The following is a 7,430-nucleotide window of genomic DNA, read 5'->3' on the forward strand; positions in this document are numbered from 1 at the left end:
GTCGACGGCGAGAATCTGACCGAATCCTTGCCGAACAGCCTTAACCGGGGGTTAAGACGCTCGCGCGGAGAGGCTCAGCGCGTCCCGAAGATCCTGCCCGTCGGTCAGGCGAAGGCCGCGGCGGCGCAGCGCGGCCAGCATCGCGCGGTCGGGGAACGGGCAGTAGGGCAGAACGGGCTCGGACCGCCCCTCCGGCAGGGTTCCGCTCCGGGTGACGTCCTCGAGCAACCGGTCGAGCATCCCGCGCCCGTGGGCGTGGAGCGCCACCGAGGCCCGGGTCGCGGTGGTACCCTCGGGCAGCGCCAGCGCCTCCTGGGCGAGGATCGCGCCGGTGTCGATCGCGGCGGCCAGCCGGTGCAGGGTCATGCCGAACTGCCCGGGCCCGTCGGCCAGCGCGTGGATCGTCGGCACCGGGCCCCGGTGGCGGGGCAGCAGGCCGGGATGCCCGTTGATCCCGCCGAGCCGCGCCAGCCCGATGGTCTCGGGCTTCAGGATCTGGTCGAAATGGTAGGTGAGGATCAGGTCCGGCGCCGCGTCCCGGAGGGCCCGCGCGACGTCGGGACCGTTGACGTCGTCGACCGTCAGGGTCGGGACGCCGAGGCGGCGGCACAGGGTCCTGAGCGGCGTCGCCTCCGGCGCGTCGCCGCTTCCCGACGCCGCTTGGGTCAGGGGTGCCAGGGGCCGCAGCAGGTCCGGCAGGCCGAAATTGACCGCGAGGTAGGGCAGAATCCCGGGGCCCGAGCGCGCGAGGTGCCGCCGGATCTGCCCAGTGAGGCCGCCGCTCGACGGCCGCTCGGCGTTGGAGAGCCCGACCAGCGCGATGTCGGCCCGGAGATCGGCGACGAGCCGGCGCACCGCGCGGGCGTTCGGCAGTGCCTCCAGAACGAACAGCGCGATCCGGGGTCGCGCCATCAGCGCCGCTTCCGGCGCTGGAAACGGAAGGCGTAGAGGCCGGCCTTGCGGACGTTCTCGGGCAGGAGCAGCACGGTGCGCGCGAGCGCCGTGAGGATGAACGGGAACGCGATCACGTCGCGGTTGGCCGCGATGCCCTTGGCGATCCGCACGGCCGCCTCCTCGGCGCTGATCTCGAGCGGCCGCCAACCCTTGAGCTCGCCGCCCATCGGCGTCTTCACGTAGCCCGGGGTGACGACGTTGACCTTCACGCCGCGGGGCGCGACCTTCTGGCGCAGGGCGAGACCGTGGGCGACGAGCGCGGCCTTGGCACCGCTATAGGCTGGCGCGTCCTGGAGCGGCGCGTAGGCCGCGAGCGACGACAGCAGCACGATCTGGCCGCGCCCGCGCTGGAGCATCAGCGTCAGGGCGGGCAGGATCACGTTGAGCGTGCCGGTGTAATTGATGTCGGCGGTCTCGAAGGCCACATCCTCGGCCTCCACCTGCCCTTCCTGGTTGCCGCCGTTCACCGCCGCGTTGGCGATGACGAGGTCGAGGGGGGCCTCGGCATCCGACCGGTGGACCAGCGCCACGGTGGCGGCCCGGTCGCGGGTGTCGAGGCGGGCGGTCTCGACGGCGGCGCCGCTGGCGCGGCAGTCCCGGGCGACCGCCTCCAGCCGCTCGGCGTTGCGGCCGACGAGGATGAGGCTCGCGCCGGTTTGCGCGTAATGGCGCGCCAGCGCGGCGCCGATGCCGCTCGACGCGCCGGTGATCAGAATGCGGGGCATGGGGCGGGTTACGCCGCCGCGCGGGGAAAGATCAAGGCCGGGAACGGCTCACCGGCGGTTAAACGCGCTTCAAAGGCCGCCGAATGGCGACGGCCCGGGAGCCGGGCGAGCCCGGTCAGTAGACCGGCGCGAGCTCGCCGTCGCGCTCGGCTGCCTCACTCACCGCCCGCGCCGCCGCCAGCATCGCGTCGGGGAGGGCGGCCTCCATCCGCGGTACCGAGCCGGCCACCGCGCGGTCGATCGCCTCCTTGGAGAAGAAGCCGCCGTTGACCTGGGTCCGGTGCAGGACCACGCGGCGGAAATCCGCCATCAGGTCCGTCTCCGGCGGCGTCGGATTCTTCCAGAAGCTGTCGAGGTCGCCCTGATGGGTCAGGCCGGCCATGTTGTAGATCGCGGTGCCGACCGCGTGGGTCGGGCAGCCCATCTCCAGGGACAGCATCCCCACCGTCGAGTTGACGATGACCACGCCGCGGGCGCCCTTGATCAGGGCCGGCAGGTCGCCGCCGTCGATGAAGTCGAGCCGGTCGCTGACGCCGTGGCGGCGGGCCGAGGCGCGGGCGAACTTGCGCCAGTTGATCAGGCCGCTGTCGAGCGGGTGCAGCTTCACCAGCAGCCGGGTCGGCGCCGACGAGCCGTCCGCGAAGGACTTGATCACCCGGTCCATGAAGCCCTCGACGCCGAGGAACGGCGAGTGGACCCGGATCTGGTAGTCGCTGTCGAGCTGCAGCGGCAGCAGGAAGTAGTCGCAGCCGACCGCGCGGTAGATCTCGTCGCAGCGCGCCGCCTCGCGGCGGGTATGCGCGCGGCGGGCGAACTTCTTGATCCAGCCCGCATACTCGGCCGCGATATGGGTCGGCCGGTGGCTGCGGAAATGGGGGAAGAGGTAGGGGAACAGGACGTTGGCGAGGTTGTAGCCGACGTCCCAGACGCTGCGCCGGGCCATGTCGCCCGTGGAGGGCATCGCCCGGCCGGGTTGCGGCAGGCGCCGCGCCAGGGCGCGGATCTCGGCGGCCGTCCGGGGGAGGGACGAGAAGCCGTTCACGCCGCCCAGCTCGCAGGTGATCCAGTTCGGGCGGATATAGCCCTCCTCGAACACGTGCACCCGCAGGCCGCGATACTCGGCGATCATGCGGGCCGCCTTGTGGAACGGCCGGCAATCGCCGAACAGCACGATGTCGGTCACGCCCTCGCGGTCGAGATAGGCGTCGAGATACTCGCCCCAGGTCTCGCGGCGACCGCGGTAATTCTCGGCCTCGCCGCTCCAGAACAGCCAGTCGCCGGGGCAGAGATTGATGCGCCGGACGGAGTGTCCCCGCGCGCGCAGCGCCTGTCCGAGATCGGAGAAGAACGGCGTCGCGATGCCCTGCAGGAAGAGGAAGGTCGCGGGGCGGTCGCGGAGGGCGTCGAGGGCGGGCTGTTGCATTCCGCGGCGCTTCTGTCCTTGACCCTGGGCCGGATGAACCGAACTGGCGAGAGACTCTTGAGGTGGCACGGTGCCCGGCGAGCCCGCAATCCGAAGCCATGCCGCGGCATGGCGTTTCCGCGCCGGCGTGGCCCGTCTGCAACGGTCCCGCGTCTGCGGCCTAGCCTCCGGAATAGGCGGGCAATCGCGGCGACGATATGTCCAAATCCTTTCCAGGACGTGGCGACGGCGACGCGCGCTCAGGTTGTCCCCGCGTTGCATCACCATCCCATGCCGGCGAAAATGCGCTACAGGCCTGTTCCGCACCTCACCCGACCGGAGCCGGACGCACCCACCATGCCCGCAGACCCGACCCCGTCGCTCTACGCGACCGGCCGCACGATCCGCCGCCTGAGGGCGGAGATCGAGGCCGCGACGGGCCTCGCCTTCGGTCCGGCGCGCCCCGGCGCCGTCGGCGCGACCTGGGGCGCGGGGAGCCTCGCCGGGCGCCTGCTGGCGCTGACGGGGCGGCGCCGGCTCGTGGTCGCGCCCGGGCCGCTCCTGAGCCCCTACGACTCGCCGGAGTCCGGCTTCGCATCCCTGCGGATCACCCTCGACGGGGCGCCTCTCGGCGGGGAGGGCGGCGTCCATTACCTCGACCCCTGGACCGGGGAGCCGATCGACCGCGCGACCTGCGCCGAGCGGGTGGCGTGGCTCGCCACGCGCTTTGCCGAGAACGACCGGCGGGTGGTCTATGTCGGGATGTCGCGCTGGAAGCGGCCCGCCCTCGACGTCCTGGGCGCGGGCCCCGCCGGACGGCCGATCCACACCATGACCACCGAGGCCGCGATCGCCGCGGGACAGCGCCACGGCGGCCGCCTCCTCGCCTGGGCGACGCGGGCGCCCGGTCAGCTCGAGGAAGCCTGCGCGCGGGCCGGCCTGCCGCTGGCCCGCGTGGAGGACGGGTTCCTGCGCTCCGTGGGGCTCGGCGCCAGCCTGCAGCCCGGCGCCTCCATCGTGGTGGACGACCTCGGCATCTACTACGACCCGCGCCGGGAGAGCCGCCTGCAGCGGCTGCTCGCCGAGGCCGACTTCACCCCGGACCTCGTCGCCCGGGCGCGGCGCCTGCGCGAGGAGGTCGTGGCGCGCCGGCTCAGCAAGTACAATGTCGGCCTCGACGCCGCCGCGCTCGACTGGCCGGCCGGCCAGCGGATCGTCCTCGTGCCCGGCCAGGTGGAGGACGACGCCTCGGTGCGCCACGGCTCGCCGCTGGTCCGCTCGAACCGGGCGCTGCTGGAGGCGGCGCGGCGGCGCAACCCGGACGCGTTCCTGCTCTACAAGCCGCATCCCGACGTGGAGGCCGGCTTCCGGCCCGGCATCATCCCGGAGGCGGAGGCCCTGACCCTGGCCGACCGGATCGTGGGCGGCATCAGCATCGTCGACCTCCTCGACCGGGTGCATCACGTCGAGACCATGACGTCCCTCGCCGGGTTCGAGGCCCTGATCCGCGGCCTCACCGTGGCGACCCACGGCCGGCCGTTCTACTCCGGCTGGGGCCTGTCGGAGGATCTCGCGCCGGGCGCCGACCGCGGCCGCCGGCTGAGCCTCGATGAGCTGGTGGCCGGCGCCATGATCCTCTACGCGCGCTACCTCGACCCGGTGGCGATGAAGCCGTGCACGCCGGAACAGCTCCTCGACCGCCTCAGCGCGGCCCGGGCGGCGGCGCCGCGCAACGCCCTCTCGCTCGGCCGGACGGCCCACCTAGTGATGCGTGCCCGCTACGGCCTCCTCAATCCCGTCGTGCGGGCCCTGCGCAGCCGGCGCGGCGTCGGCCGCGAGGCCGGCGGCGGACCGCGCTAGGGCGCGGCGCGCGGCGCGAATCCGGTTCCGCGAGACCCTGATGTGACACCAAAGCGATAGCGCGCGCTGCTAGAGTCCGCCCGCAACCGCCCGCCCCGGGACCGTTTCCGATCATTCCGGATCAGGAACGGCTCGCAAGCCCTTGCTCCCGCGCGCTGTTTCCTGCCGGACCGGATGCCGGCGGCGAGCAGGCCCGCCCCACGCTGAGTGCCCGTGTCTTGACGACGTTCCTCATCGCCACCGGTCTCGCGCTCGCCGTGTGCCTCGCCCTGGAGGTGTTCGCGGGCGACTCGATCACCCGGGCGAGCCTCGCGCCCCGGGATCTCGGCCTGCGGCTGCTCGGCTACCTGCTGATCCTGCTGTTCTGGTTCGAGTTCTCCTGGCGGCCCTGGCTCGCGGGGCTGACCTGCGTGATCACCGTGGCGATCCTGATCGTCGTCAGCCGCGCGAAGCGCTCGGTGATCGGCGAGCCGCTGCTGTTCAGCGATTTCGCCCTGCTGCCGCAAGTGCCGCGGCACCCGCAGCTCTACTACATCCCGCCCCTGTGGGACCCGCGCATCTCCGTGCCGGTCCTGCTCACCGCGGCGTTCACCGCCCTTTGGTACTGGATCGAGCCGAGCGTGCTGCCCGCCGCGACCGTGCCGCGGGTGCTGGCGATGCTCGGCCTCCCGCTCGCGCTCTGGCTGCTGGTCAAGGCCGCCCCGCGGCCGCCGCTCGCCCGGCTGATCGCCCGCTGGTTCCCCGAGCCCGACCTGGAGGCCGACGTGACCCGGGTCGGCCTCCCGGCGAGCCTCCTCGGCTACACCGCCCGCGCGATGGCGGGCGGCGTGCCGGTGCCCGCGGCGCCGGCGCTGCCGGAGGGCCCGGGCGACGATGTCGTCGTGGTGATCCAGCTCGAATCCTTCGTCGATCCGGAGCGGCTCGGCGGTGCGAAACTGCCGGCGATGGACCTGTTCCGAACCCGGGCCGCGCAGTACGGGCGCCTGCGGGTTCCGGCGCACGGTGCCTACACGATGCGCAGCGAGCACGCGGTGCTCACAGGCCGTCCGTCCGAGAGCCTCGGCTTCGGCCGCTACGACCCCTACACGTCGCGCAGCGGCGACGAGCCGACGAGCCTCGCCCGGCTCGCCGGGAGTCGGGGCTACGGGACCCTGTTCCTGCACCCGTTCCACCGCGACTTCTTCCGCCGGGCGCGGGTGATGGAGGCCTTCGGCTTCGCCGATCTCGTGATGGGCGAAGCGTTCGCGGAGGCGCCGCGCGTCGGGCCCTATGTCGGGGACGTCGCCCTCGGCGCGCGCCTCCTCGCGGAAGTCCGGGCCCGGCGCGCGCCGCTGTTCCTGTTCTGCGTGACCATGGAGAACCACGGCCCCTGGAAGCCCGGGCGGCTGCCGGGCATCGACGATCCGCAGGCGCAGTACCTCCATCACGTCGCCAATACCGGGCGGATGGTCGAGGATCTCGTCGCGGGCCTGGACGCCGTCGCCCGCGAGCGCGGCCAGACCATCACGCTCTGCGTGTTCGGCGACCACGCACCGTCGCTGCCGAGCTGCAAGCCGGGCTTCGGCGGGCGGACGACCGAGTACGCCCTGTTCCGCTTCGGCCGCCCGCAGGCGGTCCCGCGCCGCGCCGACATCGCCGCCGACGAGCTCGGTCGGGCGCTCCGCGGGGCCCTCGCGACGGCACCTGCGGACATCGCCGCGGGGACATGATACGGTTAAGCTTGCGCGGCATAAGCGTGGCCGTGCCACGCTGGTGACGCATTGCCCGCGGATAGCGCGACCGTCCGCACGGCGGCCGCCGCACCGGCGCGGTCGTTAAAGCGATCGCAGCGTTTGGCGGTCAAACTGGGTATCCCGGCCCGGGCCAGCGATGGCGCGGGCTCGGCGAGGAGAAATCTTTGTGATGCTGCGTAAGACGGCGTGCACCGCCCTGATGGCCGCCCTCGCGGCTGGATCTGCCGGCGGCTGCACGTACATGCCCGCGGCGGGTCCGACGGCGAGCGCGATCCAGGCCGGGGCCGAGGTCGCCACGGCCGACGGCGGGATCCTTGCCCGCTACGAGATCATCGACGTCACGCCCTCCGTGGTCGAGGCCCTGCGCGGCCGCCCCCTCGACAGCCTGCTCGCCTCCTTCGGCGACCATCGCCCCTCCTCCGAGCCGGTCATCGGCATCGGCGACATGGTCTCGGTCTCCGTCTGGGAAGCCGGATCCGGCGGCCTGTTCTCCGGACCCCTCGTCGCCGACCGCTTCTCCGCCGGATCCAAGTCCGCCCTCATCCCCGAGCAGCCCGTCGGGCGCGACGGCGCCATCTCGGTGCCCTATGCCGGCCGCATCAAGGTCGCCGGCCGCCGCACCCAGGACGTCCAGGCGCTCATCGAGAACGAACTCGCCGGCAAGGCCATCCAGCCCCAGGTGCTGGTCTCGGTCACCCGCCCGATCTCCCAGGCCGTCACCGTCACCGGCGAGGGCGCCGCCGGCGCCCGCCTGCC

Annotated in this window: 6 protein-coding genes; 3 read left to right on the top strand and 3 right to left on the bottom strand. The window is 73.1% G+C overall.

The genetic code is table 11. From position 1 onward, the window contains the following. Window positions 1-51 precede the first annotated feature (51 nt). From H288_RS0116840 to H288_RS0116850, 3 genes are all read right to left on the bottom strand, one after another. A complete protein-coding gene (locus tag H288_RS0116840; RefSeq protein ID WP_020093748.1) occupies window positions 52-912 on the bottom strand; it encodes a formyltransferase family protein in 861 nt (286 codons plus the stop codon). Further along, window positions 912-1,679: an SDR family NAD(P)-dependent oxidoreductase gene (locus H288_RS0116845; protein ID WP_020093749.1), complete on the bottom strand. Its 768-nt coding sequence runs from the start codon at window positions 1,677-1,679 to the stop codon at window positions 912-914. The genes H288_RS0116840 and H288_RS0116845 overlap by 1 nt, the downstream gene beginning before the upstream one ends. A gap of 115 nt (window positions 1,680-1,794) precedes the next feature. Next, window positions 1,795-3,102 (bottom strand): capsular biosynthesis protein, encoded by a 1,308-nt coding sequence (locus H288_RS0116850; RefSeq protein WP_020093750.1) that lies wholly within the window; start codon window positions 3,100-3,102, stop codon window positions 1,795-1,797. A gap of 336 nt (window positions 3,103-3,438) precedes the next feature. Between H288_RS0116850 and H288_RS0116855 the strand changes: the two genes are divergently transcribed. The 3 genes from H288_RS0116855 to H288_RS0116865 form a co-directional block, all read left to right on the top strand. After that, window positions 3,439-4,941 carry a capsular polysaccharide biosynthesis protein gene (locus tag H288_RS0116855; protein ID WP_020093751.1) on the top strand — a complete coding sequence of 501 codons (1,503 nt, stop codon included), beginning with the start codon at window positions 3,439-3,441 and terminating at the stop codon, window positions 4,939-4,941. A 218-nt stretch (window positions 4,942-5,159) separates the two neighbouring features. Further along, complete coding sequence (locus H288_RS0116860) at window positions 5,160-6,650, top strand: LTA synthase family protein (RefSeq protein ID WP_020093752.1); 1,491 nt, start codon at window positions 5,160-5,162, stop codon at window positions 6,648-6,650. A gap of 193 nt (window positions 6,651-6,843) precedes the next feature. Beyond that, window positions 6,844-7,430, top strand: a 587-nt coding sequence (locus H288_RS0116865; protein ID WP_020093753.1) for a polysaccharide biosynthesis/export family protein, incomplete at its 3' end; no start/stop codon positions are given.

It is taken from the genome of Methylobacterium sp. 285MFTsu5.1 (genome assembly GCF_000383455.1).
GTDB lineage: Bacteria > Pseudomonadota > Alphaproteobacteria > Rhizobiales > Beijerinckiaceae > Methylobacterium.

Coding starts and splice junctions, on each gene's coding strand:
- H288_RS0116840 (WP_020093748.1), bottom strand. CDS start 912: ATGGCGCGACCCCGGATCGCGCTGTTCGTTCTGGAGGCACTGCCGAAC.
- H288_RS0116845 (WP_020093749.1), bottom strand. CDS start 1,679: ATGCCCCGCATTCTGATCACCGGCGCGTCGAGCGGCATCGGCGCCGCG.
- H288_RS0116850 (WP_020093750.1), bottom strand. CDS start 3,102: ATGCAACAGCCCGCCCTCGACGCCCTCCGCGACCGCCCCGCGACCTTC.
- H288_RS0116855 (WP_020093751.1), top strand. CDS start 3,439: ATGCCCGCAGACCCGACCCCGTCGCTCTACGCGACCGGCCGCACGATC.